Origin of the sequence: Marinicauda algicola, from assembly GCF_017161425.1 — a bacterium.
Classification (GTDB): Bacteria; Pseudomonadota; Alphaproteobacteria; order Caulobacterales; family Maricaulaceae; genus Marinicauda; species Marinicauda algicola.
On the sequence record NZ_CP071057.1, the window covers coordinates 537646 to 555261 of the forward strand.

The window sequence follows — 17616 nt, forward strand, 5'->3', positions numbered from 1 at the left end:
CGATGAGCGGTGACGGACTTTCAGGCCCGGTCTTCCGCGGCCGCCGGCGCGGCCTCATGCTGGTGCTGTCGAGCCCCTCCGGGGCAGGCAAGACCACGCTGTCCAAGCGCCTGATCTCGCTCAATCCCGATCTCGTCCTGTCGATCTCGGCGACGACGCGCGCGCCGCGTCCCGGCGAGGTCGAGGGCCAGGACTACTACTTCATGACCCCGAAGGAATTCGAGGAGAAGATCGCCGCCGGCGAGTTCTTCGAGTGGGCCAAGGTCTTCGACCATTACTACGGCACGCCGAAAGCCCCGATCGAGGAGGCGCTCGACGAGGGTCGCGACGTGGTCTTCGACATCGACTGGCAGGGCGCTCGCTCGCTCGCCAAGGAAGCCCCCGACGACGTGGTGCGCGTCTTCATCCTGCCGCCCTCGCTGGCGCTGCTGCGCGACCGCCTGAAGAAGCGCAAGCAGGATTCAGACGACATCATCAAGTCGCGCATGAACCGCGCCAAGAGCGAGATCGAGCACTGGAACGAGTACGACTATGTCGTGCTCAACGACGACTTCTCCCGCGCGCTGGAAAAGCTCTCCGAAATCCTCCACGCCGAGCGCCTCAAACGCGTCCGCCATCCCTGGCTGGAAGGCTTCGTCGAGGAATTGATGAAGGAGGAGTAGGGCGCTTCCCGCTCGACTTCGCCCGCCGCCGTGCTAGCGTCCGGCCCGAACAGCCGTCGGGGAGGACAGCATGGCTCGAAAGTTTGCATCGGTTCTGGGACTCGGTCTCGTCACTGCTTGGCTCGTGGGCTGCGAGGCACCGCCGCAGGACGGGGCGGGGACGCAGGACGCGGGCTCCGGGCGCCACTCCGCAGAGGTGTTCTTCAACACCACCTCCTTCTCGCTCGCCGGGGCGGGTGGACATGCCTTCTCCGCCGATACCGGCCAGCTGCTGATTTCCTCCGACGAGACCGGCGTGTTCAACGCTTACCGGCTCGATCCGGAAACCGGCACGCGCGAGGCGCTGACGCAGTCCACCGACAACGCGGTGTTCGCGGTGAGCTGGTTTCCGGCCGACGGCCGGGCGCTGGTGACGATGGACGAGGGCGGCAACGAGCTCAATCACGTCTATGTCCGCGAGCTCGACGGCACGCTGACCGATCTGACACCCGGGGAAAACGTGAAGGCGAGCTTCTCGGGCTGGTCGGCGGACGGGGCGCAGTTCTGGATCACCACGAACGAGCGCGATCCGGCCGCCTTCGACCTCTATGTGTACGACGCGGACGATTACGAACGCGCGCTCGTGTTCGAGAACGCCGACGCGCTCGCCCCGGCCGCGATCAGTCCGGACGGGCGCTGGCTGGCGCTGGAGCGTCCGCGCACCTCGGCCGACAGCGACATCCTGCTCGTCGACCTGTCGAGCGAGGACAGGACGCCCCGGCTCATCACGGCCCACGAGGGCAATATCGCCTACGGCGTCTACACCTTCACGCCCGACAGTGAGGCCCTGGTCTACGCCACCGACGAGCACGGCGAATGGAACCAGGCCTGGCGCTACGACATCGAGACGGGCGAGCAGGCCCCGCTGATCGAGGCGGAGTGGGACGTGATGTACGTCGCCTACTCGCCTTCGGGCCGCTACCGGGTGAGCGCGCTCAACGCCGACGGCTTCACCGACGTGTCGATCCTCGACGAGGAGACCGGCGGGGAGCTGCTCCTGCCCGCGAGCGTGCCGGCGGGCGATCTCGCCTCGGTGCGCTTCAACCCGGCCGAGACGCAGGTGGCTTTCCTCGTCACCTCCTCGACCGCGCCGGCGAACGTGCACTGGGTGGATCTGAGATCGGGCGAGCACCGCCAGCTGACCGAGGCGCTCAACCCCGCGCTCGATCCGGAAGACCTCGTCGAGGCGCAGGTCGTGCGTTTCGAGAGCTTCGACGGGCTGGAAATCCCCGGCATCCTGTACCGTCCGCACGGGGCGAGCGCCGACAATCCGGTGCCCGCGCTCGTGCTTGTCCATGGCGGACCCGGCGGGCAGAGCCGGGCGGGCTACAGCGCCATGATCCAGCACCTGGTCAACAATGGCTATGCCGTCTATGCGGCGAACAACCGCGGCAGCTCGGGCTACGGCAAGACCTTCTTCCACATGGACGACCGGCGCCATGGCGAGGAGGATCTGCGCGACATCGTCGCCGCGGGCGACTACCTGCGGGCCCAGGACTGGGTGCGCGACGACGCGGTCGGCGTGATCGGCGGCTCCTATGGCGGCTACATCACCGCGGCCGCGCTCGCCTTCCACCCGGAAGCCTTCGATGTCGGCATCAACATCTTCGGCGTGACCAACTGGGTGCGCACGCTGCAGTCCATCCCGCCCTGGTGGGAGGCCTTCCGCGAGGCGCTCTACGACGAGATGGGCGATCCGGCGACCGACGAGGAACGCCACCGCGCGATCTCTCCGCTCTTCCACGCGCAGAACATCGTCAAGCCGCTGCTCGTGGTGCAGGGCGCCAACGATCCGCGCGTGCTGCAGGTGGAGAGCGACGAACTCGTCGAGGCCGTGCGCGCCAATGGCGTGCCGGTCGAGTACGTGATCTTTCCCGACGAGGGCCACGGCTTCCTGAGGCGGGAAAACCGCATCACTGCCTCGAACGCCTATGTCGCCTTCCTCGACCGGTATCTGCGAGGGGACGCGCCGGAGGCGGCGGCCGAGTAGGCTCAGGCCGGGAAGAAGTCCAGCACCTCGAAATGCCTCGCGCGGGCCTCGAAACGTTTCAGGACCGCGCGGGCGCGTTCGGGCACGTGGGACTGCTCGTAGTCCTCGCCGACGAAGGCCTTGATCGCCTCGAGGCTCTCGAACCACATGATCGTCGAGAACTCGACCTCGCCGCCGCGCGCCTCCGCCCGCATCAGGTGGGCGCCGAGCAGGCCGGCAATCGCGCGGTTGAAGATGGCCGGCAGGACCTCGCCCTGGACGATGGCCTGGTAGTCGCCGGCGCGCTCGGGCGTGGTCCATCCACGCCAGACACGGGCGATGCGGGCTCCCGGGGGCAGCATGGCACTCTCCCTGTTCTGCGAAGTCGTCGTCCGATTATAAAGTTTTCGTGATCGGGCCCGAAACCGTGCGAATCCGCACCTCATGGTGTATGAGTCCCCGAACCAGATCCGAGGGAGGACTAACATGACGCGTCTGATGCTGTCCGCGGCCGCCGCTGCCCTGCTTGCCGCCTGCTTGCCGCAGGCTGAGGATGAGGCGGCCGAGACCGGGACCCACGAGACCGGAACCATGCAGGAGGCCGCTCCGGCCGAGGGCGCCGCCTCCGACGAGACCGCGATGGCCGAGGCGGATGCCGACGCCATCGGCGCGCTGCTCGCCGGCGCGCAGCTCGTCGACATCATCGAGCACGAACGCCGCGAGGCCGACCGGGCCCGCGACGAGTTCCGCAACCCGATGGAGACGATCGCCTTCTTCGGCCTGCAGCCGGACATGACCGTCGCCGAGGCGCTGCCGGGCGGGGGCTGGTACACCCGGGTGATCCTGCCCTATGTCGCCGCGGAAGGCCGGTATGTGGCGCTGAATTACCAGGAGGCGGTGTTCGAGCGCCTCTACGGCGAGCGCTGGACCGAGGAAACCCAGGCCCAGATCCGCGCCTGGCCGGAGACGGCGCCGGAAGCGCTCGCCGCGCACGGCCCCGCCACCACCGAGGCGATCGACGCCTACATGCTCGACGCGATTCCCGACGAGGAGAACGGCGAGGCCGATGCGGTCCTGTTCATCCGCGCGCTGCACCACCTGAACCGGTTCGACCCGGCCTACATGCAGGAAGCGCTCGCCGAGGTGTACGATTTTCTGCGCCCCGGCGGCATCGTCGGCGTCGTCCAGCACCGCGCGCCGGAAGACATGGCCGCGGACATGACCACCGGCTCGCGCGGGTATCTGAAACAGTCCGACGTGATCGCCGCCTTCGAGCAGGCCGGCTTCGTGCTGGAGGAAACCAGCGAGATCAACGCCAACCCGGCCGACACCGCCGACTGGGAGCAGGGCGTGTGGGGCCTGCCGCCGAGCAATGCCGGCGACACCGAGGACGAGGACGTCGCTCCGTCCCGCTCGATCGGGGAGAGCGACCGCATGACGCTGCGGTTCAGGAAGCCGGAGTGATCTGAACCGATCCGCTTGCGAGAAGGGGCGCCGTCGCCGCGACGGCGCCCTTTTTCTTGCCAGCGCTTCCTGCCTTCGTTTCCCGATGAAGGCCGGGAGCCAGGGATCGGAGACTGCCGCCCGCGCCTTTCGGCGGGGAGCGGTGTTTCCGAGAGCGGTTGCGCCGCTAGGCCTAGGCCCGCCCCGCCGTCTCCGCGATCGTGGTGCGATGCATCAGGCGCGCATGGCCGTCATAGCCGCCGGTCGCCATGTGCTGGGTGCAGCGATTGTCCCACATCAGGAGCATGTTCTTCTCCCATTTGTGGCGATAGACGAAGCGCTCGTCATGGGCGGTCTGGTAGAGTTCGATGAGCAGGAAGAAGGCCTCTTCCGGGCTCATCCCCTCGATGCCCTTCACATAGCCCGGATTGACGAAAAGCGCCTTGCGCCCCGTCTCGGGGTGGACGCGCACGATGGGGTGGGCCTGCTCGTTTCGCGCCGCCTCGCTCGGGCGGATGGTCATGGACCGATCCGGCCCGTCATCCTTGCCGTACACGCCGTCCGGGGCGTAGGCGAGGGCGGCCGAGTGTATGGCCTTTAGCCCCTCGATGCGCGCCTTCGTTTCCGGCTTCAGCGCCTCGTAGGCGAGATAGCCGTTGCAAAACAGCGTGTCGCCGCCCACGGGCGGGACGATCTTGGAATGCAGCACCGTGCCGGCCGGCGGCGGGTTCTGGAAGCTCCAGTCCGAATGCCAGGCCGCGGCGAAGACGGAGGCCTTCTCGTCCGCGTTTCGCCGGAGCTCGATGATGTGGGGATGGTCGGGCAGGGGCGCGATGAAGGGATCGGTGCCGAACCCGCCGAAGGCCTCGGTGAAGCGCTCGAGGGCCTCGTGGCTCATCTCCTGATCGGGGAAGGCGAGCACGAGGTGCTCGAGCCAGGCCGCCCGGATCGCCGCGACCGTTTCCGCGTCGAGCGCCCCGGACAGGTCGACGCCGCGCACATGCGCGCCGAGCGCAGCCCCGGTCGGTGTGATGTCGAGCGCCATGATCGTTCTCCCTTTTCCCCTCATCGTCGTGCGGGAATACCGGAGGCGTCAAGCACGCGAACGGGTTAGTCTCCCGATGCCAACCGAACCGGAGGTCCCATGCTGTTCGCCCCGCTCGCCCTGTCCTCGCTCCTCGTGGTGATCACCCTGGTCATCCACCTGTTCGGCCTGATGGGCCTGATGCGCGTCATGCGCGCCCGCGCCCGCGATCTGCGCCCGATGGAGAGCGCGGCCGGGCAGACGCTGATGGTGCTGCTCGTCGTGCTCGGCCTGTTCGCCATCCACACCGTGCAGATCTGGCTCTACGCGATCGTGTACGATGCGCTCGGCGTCGTGCCGACCTTCGAGGCGGCGCTCTATTACTCGATCTGCTCCTTCACGACGGTCGGCTACGGCGATGTCGTGCTCGACGCCGACTGGCGCCTGATGGGCGCGATCGAGAGCGCGAACGGCTTCCTCCTGCTCGGCTGGTCGACTGCCTTCCTGATCTCGGTCGTCTCGCGCCTGCGCTCGATCGAGTTCGACTGGCTCGAGCGCAGGGAGGGCGCGTGAACCGTCCGCCCGGCTTGCCCCGTTCCGCCGGTGCGGGCTAAACCCTCCGGCCAAGGACCGATCCGGCTTTTCAAGAAGGGCTCCCGGGGCATGTTCAAGAAGATCCTCATCGCCAATCGCGGCGAGATCGCGGTGCGCGTCATCAAGACCTGCAAGCGGCTCGGCATCAGGACGGTCGCGGTCTATTCCGAAGCCGACGAGGCGAGCCTGGCGGTGGAGATGGCCGACGAGGCGGTGTTCATCGGCCCGCCCGCTCCGGGCGAGTCCTACCTGAACATGGACCGGATCATAAAGGCCTGCGTCGATACCGGGGCCGATGCGGTCCATCCCGGCTTCGGCTTCCTGTCGGAGAACGCGAAATTCCCCGAGGCGCTGGCCAAGAAGAAGATCGCCTGGATCGGCCCGAACCCGCACGCGATCCGCTCCATGGGCGACAAGCTGGAAAGCAAGAAGCTCGCCGCCGAGGCCGGCGTGAACACGGTGCCCGGCTTCAAGGGCGAGATCGAGGACGACCAGCAGGCCGTCGAGGTCGCCGAGGACATCGGCTATCCGGTGATGATCAAGGCCAGCGCCGGCGGCGGCGGCAAGGGCATGCGCATCGCGCACAGCGAGAAGGAGGTCCGCGAGGGCTTCAAGGCGGCGCGCAACGAGGCGAAGTCCTCTTTCGGCGACGACCGCATCCTGATCGAGAAATTCGTCGAGAAGCCGCGCCACATCGAGATCCAGGTGCTCGGCGACAAGCACGGCAACGTGATCCATCTCGACGAGCGCGAATGCTCGGTCCAGCGGCGCAACCAGAAGGTCCTGGAAGAGGCTCCCTCGCCCTTCCTCGACGAGAAGACGCGCCGCAAGATGGGCGAGCAGGCCGTCGCCCTGGCCAAGGCGGTCGATTACGACAGCGCCGGCACGGTCGAGTTCATCGTCGACCCGAACAAGAATTTCTATTTCCTCGAAATGAACACGCGCCTGCAGGTCGAGCATCCGGTGACCGAACTCACCCATGATATCGATCTGGTGGAACAGATGATCCGGGTCGCGGCCGGCGAGACGCTCGACCTCGCCCAGAAGGACGTGCGCATCAAGGGCCATGCCGTCGAGGCGCGGCTCTATGCCGAGGATCCCTATCGCGGCTTCCTGCCCTCCATCGGCCGGCTGCAGCGCTATGTCGAGCCCGCCGAGGGCCCGATGGGGCCGGGCAGGCTGCGCATCGATTCCGGCGTGCGCGAGGGCGACGAGATCTCCCTGTTCTACGATCCCATGATCGCCAAGGTGATCGGCTATGGCGACACGCGCGAGAAGGCGATCGACGCGCTCGCGGTGAGCCTCGACCGGCTGCACGTGGAAGGGCTCCAGTCGAACGCGCCCTTCCTGTCGGCGGTGCTGGACGAGGCCGATTTCCGGTCGGGGCGCATCCATACCGGCTATATCGACGAGCATTTCCCCGAAGGCTTTTCAGGAACGGTGCCGCGCGAGGAACAGCTGCGCTTCATGACCGCGGCCGCGGCCTTCATCCACACCAGCTTCTTCCAGCGCGCCGTGCGCATCGAGGGCCGGCTGACCCCGCCCGCGCCGGTCGGCGAGACGCATGAGTGGATCGTCATCCTCGACGGACACCGCTTCGCCGTCGAGATCGCGCTCCCCGAGGGCGCGGTCGGCGGCGAGGCCCCCGCCGAGCTGTGGTGCCCGGCGCTGTCCGGTGCGCGCATGTCGCTCGCCACGAGCTGGCGCCCCGGCGACCATCTCTTCGAGGGCGAGCTGGACGGGGAGAAGTTCGCGCTTTCCTTCGCCGACCGCACCGAGGGCTACCAGCTGCGCCATCGCGGCGACGGTCCTCGTGTGCACGCCGCGCACCGCCGAGCTGCACGCGCGCCTGCCCGAGAAGGAGAAGGCCGACACCGCGAAGCTCGTCGCGAGCCCCATGCCGGGCCTCGTCGTCGCGGTGAACGTGGCCGAAGGCCAGGAGGTCAAGGCCGGCGAGCCGCTCGTGGTCGTCGAGGCGATGAAGATGGAGAACGTGCTGCGCGCCGAGCGCGACGGCACGGTGAAGTCCATCCACGCCAAGGCCGGAGACAGCGTCGCGGCCGACGAGCTTCTCATCGAGTTCGAGTAGCTTGACGTCTATTTCTTGACTCGGGCGTGCGACACAGCCGAGGCTCCTTCACGACCGTTAACCCCTCGGGAGGACGCCTCATGAATATCGGACAGGTACTCTTCAATCCGAACGGCCGGATTGGCCAGCAGGAATACTGGATCGGGATCCTGATCATCATCGCCGGCAATATCGTTGCCGGCTTCATCCCGATCCTGGGCTTCATCATCTCGCTCGGCCTGATCTATGTCGGCGTGTGCGTGTACGGCAAACGCCTGCACGATGCCGGCAAGAGCGCCTGGATCCACGCGGTTCCGTGGGCGGTGAGCATCGTTCTCGGCGTGCTCGGCATGATCTTCGCCGGCGGCGCGGTGATGAGCGCGATGATGGCCGGCAACGGAGACATGGATCCGATGGCCGCGCTCGCGGCGGGCGGAACCTTCGCGCTCTTCATGGGCCTGAGCTTCCTGGTCTGGGTCGTCTATACGATCTGGGTCGGCGTGCTCAAGGGCGATCCGGGTGCCAACCGCTTCGGCGAGGCGCCGGGCACGCAGGCCGTGGCGTCCGCGCCGTCTCAGGGCGCGGGCGGCAGCGAACCGCCGGCCGGCCAGGGCTGAGCACGGCACACGCGAAGGCCGTTCACGGCCTGTCAGAGTTGAAGCGGAGCGCGCGACGGGTCATATCCGTCGCGCGTTTCGCGTCCTGGAGCCCCGTTTCATGAATCTGAAGGCCGCCTTCCTGCCCGGCACCCCGGCCGATCCGGACGATTACTGGCTGGGCCTCGGCGTCATCGCGCTCGTCGACGCGGTACGCCTCAGCGTGATGGGGCCGGGCAACAGCGCCGCGCTGTGGTTCGTGGTGCTGTTCTTCGTGGCGGCGCTCCACATGAACCGGCTGCGCGATGCCGCACGTCCGCGCACGCTGGCTCTGGTCGTGCTCGCGGCCGGCGTGATTGCCAAGGGTTTCACCGCGGTGATGGCGATGAGCATCGCGGCGAGCTTTGCCTATCTGCGTGCGCGCGGGATCGACCCGTCCGATGCCGAGGCCTTCCAGGCCATGGCCGCCGATCCGGGTTTCCAGGCCGATCTCGACCGTTTCCTGCGCGAGAATGCCGAGCAGCTCCAGCCTCTCCTGCTGGAGGCCGGCGCCTGGCCCTCGCTGGTGGCGTTCTGGGCCGTGATCGGCCTTCTGGGCTTCTGGTACGCCCGCATGGGACGGGGGCGCTCGGCGAACGACCGGCGCTAGGGTGTGGCCGAGGGAACAGGCGGCTGCTCGGACCTGGTCTCGCCGAATATGCCCTCGAAGGCCTGCTTCAGGGCGAGATCGGCTTCCTCCATCGTGACGGGCAGGCCGAGATCGACGAGGCTGGTCACGCCGTAGCGCGGGTCGGAGATGCCGCACGGGGTGATGCCGGCGAAGTGGGAGAGGTCGGGCTCCACATTGAGCGCGATGCCGTGGAAGCTGATCCAGCGGCGCAGCCGGATGCCGATCGCGGCGATCTTGTCCTCGCGCTCGCTGCCCCCGGGCTGGGTTCGGTCGACCCACACGCCGACCCGTCCGCAGCGGCGCTCGCCCTTGATGTTGAAGGCATCCAGCGTGTCGATGATCCACTGTTCGAGATCGCGCACGAACTTCCTCGCGTCCCGGCCGCGCTCTCGCAGGTCGAGCATGACATAGGCCACGCGCTGGCCCGGCCCGTGATAGGTGAACTCCCCGCCGCGGCCGGTCTTGAACACGGGAAAGCGGCCGGCCTCCTTCAGGTCGTGGGGCTTCGCGCTGGTCCCGGCGGTGTAGAGCGGGTCGTGTTCCAGCAGCCAGACGAGTTCGCCGGCCTCGCCCCTCGCGATCGCCTCGGCGCGCGCCTCCATCGCCGCGACCGCGGCGGGGTAGGCGATGCGGCCCTGCGATACGGCCCAGCCGACGGGAAGTTTCTGCATTTCGCGCTTATCCTTAACGGGTGAGAAACCGGGCTGGAACATCGTGTGGGAAGGCGGGCCTGGCAAGGCGCGCATGTGCAGGTGCGTATCGGGGCGTTCGATCCATGAGCCAGCTCGGCCAGGTCAAGGTGGAAATCTCGGTGATTCTCGGGCGCTCGCGCCTGCCGATCCACCAGTTCCTGCGCATGGGCCGCGGTGCGGTGATCCCGCTCGACGCCGCCGAGCACGACGAGGTCTGGATTCTCGCCAACAATCACCCGATCGCGCGTGGCGAGATCGTCATCCAGGGCGACCGGGTCGCGGTGCAGATCACCGACGCGGCCAACGTGCCCGATTACTTCGCGGACTGACTGTTCTTGCGCCGTCGCGCTTGCACAAGGGGACTTCACAGGCAGGGGCGGGCTTGCTACATGCCCGCTTCCCGTGTTTCGCGGCCGTGGCGGAACTGGTAGACGCGCAGCGTTGAGGTCGCTGTGGGGTAAAACCCGTGGAAGTTCGACTCTTCTCGGCCGCACCATTCTTCGCTTTCCGAAGCGATTGAAACCAGGAAGGCCCGGCTGACAGCAGCCGGGCCTTCTTGCATCTGCACGCCTCATATACCGCTTGCTCCGCTCGCTTTCGCGCAGGCGAAGCCCTATCGTCTCGCCGCCCGGCCCAAGCCAGATCGAGGTGTCCGATGTCCGATCCCGCAGACCTGCTCGAGGAAGCCGTCCCGCACGAGGAGCAGGAGCAGGTCACCCACAAGCTGATCGGTGAGATCGTCGAGGCCATCGACGACCGCGATGCGGCGCGGGTGCGCGAGCTGTTCGAGGACCTGCACCCGGCCGACGCCGCCGACGCGGTCGAGCAGCTTGTCTACGACCAGCAGGTCGAACTCGCCGAGATCGCCCCGGAAGTGTTCGGCGGCGAGATGCTGGCCGAGCTGCAGGAAGACACGCGCGCCGACATCGTCAACGAGCTCGATCCCTCCCACCTCGCCGAGGCGATCCAGGACCTCGATTCCGACGACATGACGCTCGTCGTGGAGGATCTGAGCCCGGAAATGCGCGAGCAGGTGCTCGCCGAGGTGCCGGCAGCCGACCGCACGCGCCTGGAAAGCTCGCTGTCCTTCGAGGAGGACACGGCCGGGCGCCTGATGCAGCGCGAGTTCGTGGCCGCCCCGACCTTCTGGAGCGTGGGCAACACGATCGACCACATGAGGAAGGCGGGCGAGGACCTGCCCGACCTGTTCTTCGAGGTCTTCGTCGTCGACGAGGGGTTCAAGCCCATCGGCTCGGTGCCGGTCTCCAAGCTGATGCGCTTTCCGCGCGACACGAAGCTCGCCGACATCATGGAGACGCCGCACGCGATCATCCGGCCGGACCGCGACCAGGAGGAGGTCGCCTACCTGTTCGAGAAATACCACCTGATCTCCGCGCCGGTGGTCGACGATGACGGGCGCCTGTCGGGCATGCTGACGATCGACGACATCGTCGATGTCATCCAGGAGGAGAACAAGGAGGACATGCTCGCCCTGGCCGGGGTGAACGAGGCGAGTTCGGCCGACACGGTCTGGTCCTCGGTCAAGGCGCGCGCGCCCTGGCTGCTCGTCAATCTGGGCACGGCGGTGCTGGCGTCTGGCGTCATCGCCCTGTTCGAGGGCGCGATCGCCCAGCTCGTCGCGCTCGCCGTGCTGATGCCCATCGTCGCCTCCATGGGCGGCAATGCGGGCACGCAGTCGCTCGCCGTGGCGGTGCGCGCGATCGCGTCGCGCGACCTGACGGTCTCCAACGCCGCACGCGTGATCTGGCGCGAGTTCGCGGCCGGCGCGCTCAACGGGGTGATCTTCGCCGTCGTGATGGGGGCGGTCGCGGGGCTCTGGTTCCAGAACGTGACGCTGGCCTGGGTGATCGGGCTTGCGATGATCATCAATCTCGCCTGCGCCGGGCTCGCGGGCATTCTCATCCCGCTCGGGCTGAAGCGCGCCGGCGCGGACCCGGCGGTGGCCTCCTCGGTCTTCGTGACCACGGTGACCGATGTAGTGGGGTTCTTTGTCTTCCTCGGCCTCGGTGCCATGGTGTTGCTGTAGTTTCGCGCTAGAGCGTGATCGGGTGAAGTGGAAACCGGTTCGCCGGGTCGATCACGCGGCCGGTAAGACATCCGGAGCAGGAGCGCTTCGATCCGAAGCGATCCCGCTCCGGACCCGCTCGCAAAGACGGTAAGGGAGCAGTTCATGATCATCCGAAGCGGTATTCTCGCCTGCCTTGCGGCGGCCGGTCTCGCGGGCGCGGCTGCCGCGCAGGAGACGGGCGGCACGCCGGACGTGCCGGGCGTGGCCGGGGTGATGGGGCCCTGGCGTCAGGGGCCCTCGCTCGAGACGCCGCGCGCAGGTCTCGGCGCGGTCGAGTTCGCCGGCAATCTCTACGCGGCCGGCGGGGCGGGACTGGTCAATCCTCGCGATGACTTCGAGGTCTACCAGCCTGTGACCGGGCGCTGGCGCCCGCTGGCGCCGCTGCCCGCCGGTCTGGAGCGCTTCGGCTTCGCCGCCGGCGCCGAGCGCTTGTGGCTCGCGGGCGGCTACAGCGCCAATTCGGGCACCGAGCCGACCGCCGAGATGTGGTCCTACGACCCGGCCGAGGATGTCTGGCAAGCCGAGACCGCGCTGCCCGGTCCGAAGGCCGCCTTCTCCCTCGTCGCGCTGGACGGGAAACTCTACGCGATCGGTGGTGAGGAGGGCGCGCCCGGCGTCTTCGTCTACGACATCGAGGCCGGGGACTGGTCCGCGATCGAGGCGCCGTCGGAGACGAACCGGCGCGGTGCGGCCGCACTGGTGCTGGACGGGGAGATCTGGCTGATCGGCGGAGCGAGCGCGGGCGAGGCGACCGCGCGCGTCGACGTGTTCGACCCGCAGACCGGCGTCTGGCGCATCGGCCCGGCTCTGCCCGAACCGCGTGCCGGCCATGCCGCGGCGCTCCACGAGGGCGCGATCTACGTGTTCGGCGGACGCAGCGCGGATCTGCGCCGCACGCTCGACGACACGCTGGTCCTGCGACCCGGCTCGCGGCGCTGGGAGCAGGGCCCGGACCTGCTGGTGCCGCGCACGGAGGCTGCCGCGGCGACGCTGGGAGAGGAGATCTTCCTGATCGGGGGCGGCGCGGGCTCCGGCTTCTTCGCGCCGTTCACCGCAGTGGATTCGGTCGATATCCTGCGCGCGCAGGCCCAGTAGCCCGGACGGCGGCGCTGCGCTTGCATCGGCGGACTGCGAAGGCGTCCAAGCGTTTCGGAACGGGACAGCGATGAAACCGCAGTTGAAATCGAGCCGCGCCGCGCGCGATCTGATCAGGACTTACGAGCCGTTCCGGCCCGAAGCGGTCCGCCGTGGCCGCCGCCATGTCGTGGGTTACGGCCATACCGCGACCGCACGCGAGGGGGTGAGGGTCTCGAAGGAGGATGCCGAGCTTCTGCTGATCTACGACGTGCTCAACGCCGAGCAGGCCGTCGAGCAGGGCGTCGGCGAACAGCTGCCCGGACCGGTGCGCGATGCTCTGGTCTCGTTTGCCTGCTCCATCGGTCCGGGGGCCTTCAAGGTGTCCGACGTGGCGCGCCTGGCCAAGGCCGGCCGCCATCGAGAGGCGGCCAATGCGCTCGAAACCTGGGTGCGTGCCGAGGAGGACGGGCGTCTGGTCGTCTCCGAACGGCTGACCCGCCGGCGCGCCGCGGAGAAGGCGCTGTACCTGAAAGGTCTGCAGGAGGCCGAGGCGCCCGCCCGCAAGGCGGAGCCGCCCCGGCCCGCTCCGGCGCCGGAGGCCCGCAAGGAGGCTCCCGCCACGCCGGTCAGGGAAACGCCCCGCCCGCAGCCGACCCCGCCGGCGCCGGCTCGCGAGCCGCGCCGCGAGGCCGTGCAGGAGGCCGAGCCGGAGACAGACGTCCCGGCCGGAGATGGCGATACCGCCCCGCGCATCGGCCCGCTGATCGACCTGGAGATCGAGTTCGAGGATCCGCCCTCGCAGGAGGAACTCGCTTCCGTCGAGCCCGCCGCACCGCGCCTCGAGGCCGGCGATGCGGACAGCGCGCTCGAACGCGCCCTTGGACCCGAGCCCGAACTCGAGACGGCGCAGGCGGTTGAAACCGCCGAACCCGCGCTGGAACGGGCACTGGGTCCGGCCGAGGCGATCAAGGACGAGCCGGCCGCCGGGCGTGCTGGCGAACCCGCGAGCGAAGCGGCGCCGCAAACGCCTGCCGAACCCGCCCCCGAGCCCGGGCCCGAACTCGCACTCGACAAGGCCGAACAGGACGATGTCGTCAAAAGGGTGATGGCACGCATGGCTCGCGACATCTCCGAGTCGATGAGCGTGGAGACGGCAGGCGAGCCGGTCCGCCTCGGCTACAGCTTCCTGGAGCCGGTCAGCGGAAGGGTCTCGATCGGCGCGGCCGAGGCGCCGGGCTATTCCGGCGAGGTTGGTGGGGTCGGCCGTCCCGAGGAGATCGAGGAGATCGAGGCCGGCGAGGAGGAGGACCTCCATCCCGAACTCGTCGCCGGACGCGAGGCGCGCGACCTGTTTCGCGAGGAGGAGATGGAGACCGTCACGCCGGCCGGAGGGCGCTGGGTCTATGCGCTCAACATGGGGATCGGCTCGCTGCTCGCGGGCTATGGCATCTTCGATCTGGTCAGCCGGTTCGACGTGTACCAGATCGAGCCCTTCTTCGCCGAAGGCGTGCGTCAGGGGCCCGCGACGCTCGCCGGCGGGCTGGCGCTGATCATCGCCTCGGGCTGGCTCCTGACGGCGAGCCGCAAGCCGCGCCAGCAGGCACGCGAGCGGGGCGGCGAGGACGGGGTTTCCGGCGAGGTCTGAGGGAGTCGGGGGAACCTGTCGCAGCCCGGGCGCGCTTGACGACCGGCTACCCCGTGGTACATCCCGCGCCCATGATCTCGAACCAGTACCCCACCCTGGAGTTCGATCTCGGCGAGACCGCCGAGATGCTCCGCGACACCGTCCAGTCCTTCGCCTCCGATCATATCGCGCCGCGTGCGGCCGAGATCGACGCCAAGGACGAGTTTCCCGCTGACCTCTGGCCCAAGCTCGGCGAGCTCGGCCTGCTCGGCATCACCGTCGAGGAGGAGTATGGCGGCTCGGGACTCGGCTATGTCGAGCACTGCATCGCGATGGAGGAAATCTCCCGCGCCAGCGCCTCGGTCGGCCTGTCCTATGGCGCCCACTCCAATCTCTGCGTCAACCAGATCCGCATCAACGGGTCCGAGGAGCAGAAGCGCAAATACCTGCCCAAGCTCGTCTCCGGCGAGCATATCGGCGCGCTCGCCATGAGCGAGCCGGGCGCGGGCTCCGACGTCGTCTCGATGAAGCTGAAGGCGGAAAAGCGCAATGGGCACTACGTGCTCAACGGCTCGAAGATGTGGATCACCAACGGGCCGAGCGCGGACACGATCGTGGTCTACGCCAAGACCGATCCGCAGGCCGGGAGCAAGGGCATCACGGCCTTCCTCATCGAGAAGGGGATGAAGGGCTTCTCCATCGCCCAGAAGCTCGACAAGCTCGGCATGCGCGGCTCGGAGACCGGCGAACTGGTCTTCGAGAACTGCGAGGTGCCCGAGGAGAACGTGCTCGGCTCGGTCGGCGGCGGGGTGAAGGTGCTGATGAGCGGGCTCGACTACGAGCGCGCCGTGCTCGCGGCCGGCCCGGTCGGCATCATGCAGGCCTGCATGGACGTCGTGATGCCCTATGTGCACGAGCGCAAGCAGTTCGGCTCCCCGATCGGGGAGTTCCAGCTGATCCAGGGCAAGCTCGCCGACATGTACACCCGCATGAATGCGAGCCGCGCCTATGTCTATGCGGTCGCCCAGGCCTGCGACAAGCACAAGACGGCCAGGAAGGACGCCGCCGGCGCCATCCTGTTCGCGGCCGAGGCCGCCACGCAGTCAGCCCTCGACGCGATCCAGATCCTCGGCGGCAACGGCTATATCAACGAGTACCCGACCGGGCGCCTCTTGCGCGACGCCAAGCTCTACGAGATCGGCGCGGGGACCAGCGAGATCCGCCGCTGGCTGATCGGGCGGGAACTGTTCGAGCAGAGCCGCTAGGGCGAGTTCGCAGACGGCAAGACGAAAGCCCCGCGCCGAGCCGGCGCGGGGCTTTCTTTACTGAACGCGCCCGCATCCATCAGCCCGCCTCCTGCGTTGTCACACCCGAACGGCAAGCAATGACGGAGGCTCCTTGATGGTCCCCACCCTGAACGTGCACGGCGCGAAGATCCCCAAGCTCGGCTTCGGCACCTGGGAGCTGAAGGGCGAGACCTGCCGCAAGCGGGTGAAGGACGCGCTCGACATCGGCTATCGCCACATCGACACCGCCCAGCAATACGGCAACGAGGAGGAGGTCGGCGCCGCGATCGCCGAATCCGGCGTGCCGCGCGACGACATCTTCGTCACCACCAAGGTGTGGATGGATCAGTTCCGCGAGGGCGATCTGCAGAAATCCCTGCGCGAGAGCCTGGTCAAGCTGAAGATGGACTCGGTCGATCTGGCGCTGTTGCACTGGCCCAACCCGGACGTGGATCTCGAAGAGACCGTCAAGGCGCTCAACGCCGCCAGGCAGGAGGGCCTGACCAAACATATCGGCGTGTCCAACTTCACCACCCAGTGGCTGGGCGAGGCGGTCAAGCATTCCGACGCGCCGCTGGTCACCAATCAGTGCGAATACCATCCCTTCATCGACCAGACCCCGGTGCTGGAGGCGTGCCGCAGTTACGGCATGAGCTTCACCGCCTATTCCCCGATCGCGCAGGCCGAGGTCTTCGGCAACGACGTGCTCAAGGAGATCGCGCGCCGGCACCGCAAGAACGAGGCCCAGGTCGCGCTGCGCTGGCTGATCCAGCAGGAGGACGTCATCGCCATCCCGCGCACCTCGAAGGAGGAGCATGCAAGGGACAATTTCGACGTCTTCGATTTCGAGCTGTCCGACGAGGAGATGGAGCGCATCTTCGACCTGTCGCGCCCGAACGGCCGGCTGATCGATCCCGAATGGGCACCGGCCTGGGATACCGCGGCCTGAGATGAGCGGCCCCGGCCGGCAGCGTTCGCCGGACTGCCCCCTGCGGCGACCGCGCCCAGGGGCTTTCATGTCCGGCTCCGGAAGCGAGAGGCGCGAGGCGCCGAGACAGCAGGAGACCCCGATGGCGAGACCGCCCGCAAGCTATGACGATCTGAACGCGCTCTACATCAACTGCACGCTCAAGCGCACTCCGCGCACCTCCCACACCGAGGGCCTGATGAAGGTGTCCCAGGCGATCATGGAGAAGCAGGGCGTCGACGTCGCCCATGTGCGCCTGGTCGATCACGACATCGCCCGCGGCGTGCAGCCCGACATGACCGGGGAAGGCTGGGACAAGGACGACTGGCCCCAGATCTGGGAGAAGGTGCAGTGGGCCGACATCCTCGTCGTGGGCACCCCGATCTGGCTCGGCGAGGAAAGCTCGGTCGCGCGCACGCTCATCGAACGGCTCTACGCCCATTCGGGCGAACTCAACGACGAGGGGCAGTTCGTCTATTACGGCAAGACGGGCGGCTGCGTGATCACCGGCAACGAGGACGGCATCAAGCACTGCTCGATGACGCTGCTCTACGCGATGCAGCATATCGGCTTCACGATTCCCCCGAACGCCGATTGCGGCTGGATCGGCGAGGCCGGTCCCGGCAAGAGCTATCTCGACGAGGGCTCGGGCGGGCCGGAGAACGACTTTACCCGGCGCAACACGACCTTCATGACCTGGAACCTGATGCACATGGCACGCATGCTGAAGGATGCCGGCGGGATTCCCGCATGGGGCAACCAGGCCGACAAATGGAAGGAAGGCGAGCGCTTCGGACACCCGGCGGGCGACTAGGC

General features: G+C 68.0%; 16 protein-coding genes, 1 tRNA gene and 1 pseudogene. 15 read left to right on the top strand and 3 right to left on the bottom strand.

From position 1 onward, the window contains the following. Window positions 1-2 precede the first annotated feature (2 nt). Both gmk and JW792_RS02665 read left to right on the top strand, forming a co-directional pair. A complete protein-coding gene (gene gmk / locus JW792_RS02660) occupies window positions 3-662 on the top strand; it encodes a guanylate kinase (protein ID WP_135994207.1) in 660 nt (219 codons plus the stop codon). A gap of 70 nt (window positions 663-732) precedes the next feature. Continuing rightward, the gene (locus JW792_RS02665; RefSeq protein WP_135994206.1) at window positions 733-2691 is read left to right on the top strand and encodes a S9 family peptidase; all 1959 of its coding nucleotides are present in this window, start codon (window positions 733-735) and stop codon (window positions 2689-2691) included. A 2-nt stretch (window positions 2692-2693) separates the two neighbouring features. Here the strand turns inward: JW792_RS02665 and JW792_RS02670 are convergent, their stop codons facing one another. Beyond that, window positions 2694-3032, bottom strand: coding sequence for an antibiotic biosynthesis monooxygenase (locus tag JW792_RS02670; RefSeq protein WP_135994205.1), 339 nt, complete (start codon window positions 3030-3032; stop codon window positions 2694-2696). A 124-nt stretch (window positions 3033-3156) separates the two neighbouring features. On the opposite strand from JW792_RS02670, the gene JW792_RS02675 reads away from it, so the two are divergent. Next, the gene (locus tag JW792_RS02675; RefSeq protein ID WP_135994204.1) at window positions 3157-4134 is read left to right on the top strand and encodes a class I SAM-dependent methyltransferase; all 978 of its coding nucleotides are present in this window, start codon (window positions 3157-3159) and stop codon (window positions 4132-4134) included. Window positions 4135-4306: 172 nt separating this feature from the next. Here the strand turns inward: JW792_RS02675 and JW792_RS02680 are convergent, their stop codons facing one another. Further along, complete coding sequence (locus JW792_RS02680; RefSeq protein ID WP_135994203.1) at window positions 4307-5158, bottom strand: TauD/TfdA dioxygenase family protein; 852 nt, start codon at window positions 5156-5158, stop codon at window positions 4307-4309. A 99-nt stretch (window positions 5159-5257) separates the two neighbouring features. Here JW792_RS02680 and JW792_RS02685 point away from each other — a divergent pair, with 99 nt between their 5' ends. The 4 genes and pseudogenes from JW792_RS02685 (at window position 5258) to JW792_RS02700 (ending at window position 9044) form a co-directional block, all read left to right on the top strand. Then, entirely contained in the window at window positions 5258-5710 is a 453-nt protein-coding gene (locus JW792_RS02685) for a potassium channel family protein (protein WP_135994202.1), read from the top strand. Between the two features lie 90 nt (window positions 5711-5800). After that, a pseudogene (locus JW792_RS02690) lies at window positions 5801-7820 on the top strand (acetyl-CoA carboxylase biotin carboxylase subunit). Between the two features lie 80 nt (window positions 7821-7900). Beyond that, window positions 7901-8416 (top strand): DUF805 domain-containing protein, encoded by a 516-nt coding sequence (locus JW792_RS02695; protein ID WP_135994200.1) that lies wholly within the window; start codon window positions 7901-7903, stop codon window positions 8414-8416. Between the two features lie 100 nt (window positions 8417-8516). After that, entirely contained in the window at window positions 8517-9044 is a 528-nt protein-coding gene (locus tag JW792_RS02700) for a hypothetical protein (RefSeq protein ID WP_135994199.1), read from the top strand. Here the strand turns inward: JW792_RS02700 and lipB are convergent. Further along, window positions 9041-9736, bottom strand: a complete 696-nt coding sequence (gene lipB, locus JW792_RS02705) for a lipoyl(octanoyl) transferase LipB (protein WP_206340885.1) — start codon at window positions 9734-9736, stop codon at window positions 9041-9043. The genes JW792_RS02700 and lipB overlap by 4 nt on opposite strands. Before the next feature lie 104 nt (window positions 9737-9840). On the opposite strand from lipB, the gene JW792_RS02710 reads away from it, so the two are divergent. The 8 genes from JW792_RS02710 (at window position 9841) to JW792_RS02745 (ending at window position 17614) form a co-directional block, all read left to right on the top strand. After that, the gene (locus JW792_RS02710; RefSeq protein WP_135994197.1) at window positions 9841-10086 is read left to right on the top strand and encodes a FliM/FliN family flagellar motor switch protein; all 246 of its coding nucleotides are present in this window, start codon (window positions 9841-9843) and stop codon (window positions 10084-10086) included. An 80-nt stretch (window positions 10087-10166) separates the two neighbouring features. After that, window positions 10167-10253: transfer RNA gene (locus tag JW792_RS02715), tRNA-Leu, on the top strand. A gap of 159 nt (window positions 10254-10412) precedes the next feature. Further along, entirely contained in the window at window positions 10413-11804 is a 1392-nt protein-coding gene (gene mgtE, locus JW792_RS02720) for a magnesium transporter (protein ID WP_135994196.1), read from the top strand. Between the two features lie 144 nt (window positions 11805-11948). Beyond that, window positions 11949-12941 carry a Kelch repeat-containing protein gene (locus tag JW792_RS02725; RefSeq protein ID WP_135994195.1) on the top strand — a complete coding sequence of 331 codons (993 nt, stop codon included), beginning with the start codon at window positions 11949-11951 and terminating at the stop codon, window positions 12939-12941. A gap of 70 nt (window positions 12942-13011) precedes the next feature. Next, window positions 13012-14568, top strand: coding sequence for a lysozyme (locus JW792_RS02730; protein WP_135994194.1), 1557 nt, complete (start codon window positions 13012-13014; stop codon window positions 14566-14568). Window positions 14569-14639: 71 nt separating this feature from the next. Continuing rightward, window positions 14640-15812 carry an isovaleryl-CoA dehydrogenase gene (locus tag JW792_RS02735; RefSeq protein WP_135995219.1) on the top strand — a complete coding sequence of 391 codons (1173 nt, stop codon included), beginning with the start codon at window positions 14640-14642 and terminating at the stop codon, window positions 15810-15812. 136 nt (window positions 15813-15948) lie between these two features. Continuing rightward, on the top strand, window positions 15949-16782 hold the full coding sequence (locus JW792_RS02740) for an aldo/keto reductase (protein WP_135994193.1): 834 nt from the start codon (window positions 15949-15951) through the stop codon (window positions 16780-16782). A 121-nt stretch (window positions 16783-16903) separates the two neighbouring features. Then, window positions 16904-17614 carry a flavodoxin family protein gene (locus JW792_RS02745; RefSeq protein ID WP_135994192.1) on the top strand — a complete coding sequence of 237 codons (711 nt, stop codon included), beginning with the start codon at window positions 16904-16906 and terminating at the stop codon, window positions 17612-17614. Window positions 17615-17616 lie beyond the last annotated feature (2 nt).

Excerpts from the sequence above, each read along its gene's own strand:
- JW792_RS02670 (WP_135994205.1), bottom strand. The coding sequence starts at position 3,032 with ATGCTGCCCCCGGGAGCCCGCATCGCCCGTGTCTGGCGTGGATGGACC.
- JW792_RS02730 (WP_135994194.1), top strand. The coding sequence starts at position 13,012 with ATGAAACCGCAGTTGAAATCGAGCCGCGCCGCGCGCGATCTGATCAGG.
- JW792_RS02680 (WP_135994203.1), bottom strand. The coding sequence starts at position 5,158 with ATGGCGCTCGACATCACACCGACCGGGGCTGCGCTCGGCGCGCATGTG.
- lipB (WP_206340885.1), bottom strand. The coding sequence starts at position 9,736 with ATGCAGAAACTTCCCGTCGGCTGGGCCGTATCGCAGGGCCGCATCGCC.
- JW792_RS02700 (WP_135994199.1), top strand. The coding sequence starts at position 8,517 with ATGAATCTGAAGGCCGCCTTCCTGCCCGGCACCCCGGCCGATCCGGAC.
- mgtE (WP_135994196.1), top strand. The coding sequence starts at position 10,413 with ATGTCCGATCCCGCAGACCTGCTCGAGGAAGCCGTCCCGCACGAGGAG.
- JW792_RS02740 (WP_135994193.1), top strand. The coding sequence starts at position 15,949 with ATGGTCCCCACCCTGAACGTGCACGGCGCGAAGATCCCCAAGCTCGGC.
- JW792_RS02710 (WP_135994197.1), top strand. The coding sequence starts at position 9,841 with ATGAGCCAGCTCGGCCAGGTCAAGGTGGAAATCTCGGTGATTCTCGGG.
- gmk (WP_135994207.1), top strand. The coding sequence starts at position 3 with ATGAGCGGTGACGGACTTTCAGGCCCGGTCTTCCGCGGCCGCCGGCGC.
- JW792_RS02735 (WP_135995219.1), top strand. The coding sequence starts at position 14,640 with ATGATCTCGAACCAGTACCCCACCCTGGAGTTCGATCTCGGCGAGACC.
- JW792_RS02745 (WP_135994192.1), top strand. The coding sequence starts at position 16,904 with ATGGCGAGACCGCCCGCAAGCTATGACGATCTGAACGCGCTCTACATC.
- JW792_RS02695 (WP_135994200.1), top strand. The coding sequence starts at position 7,901 with ATGAATATCGGACAGGTACTCTTCAATCCGAACGGCCGGATTGGCCAG.
- JW792_RS02685 (WP_135994202.1), top strand. The coding sequence starts at position 5,258 with ATGCTGTTCGCCCCGCTCGCCCTGTCCTCGCTCCTCGTGGTGATCACC.
- JW792_RS02725 (WP_135994195.1), top strand. The coding sequence starts at position 11,949 with ATGATCATCCGAAGCGGTATTCTCGCCTGCCTTGCGGCGGCCGGTCTC.
- JW792_RS02675 (WP_135994204.1), top strand. The coding sequence starts at position 3,157 with ATGACGCGTCTGATGCTGTCCGCGGCCGCCGCTGCCCTGCTTGCCGCC.
- JW792_RS02665 (WP_135994206.1), top strand. The coding sequence starts at position 733 with ATGGCTCGAAAGTTTGCATCGGTTCTGGGACTCGGTCTCGTCACTGCT.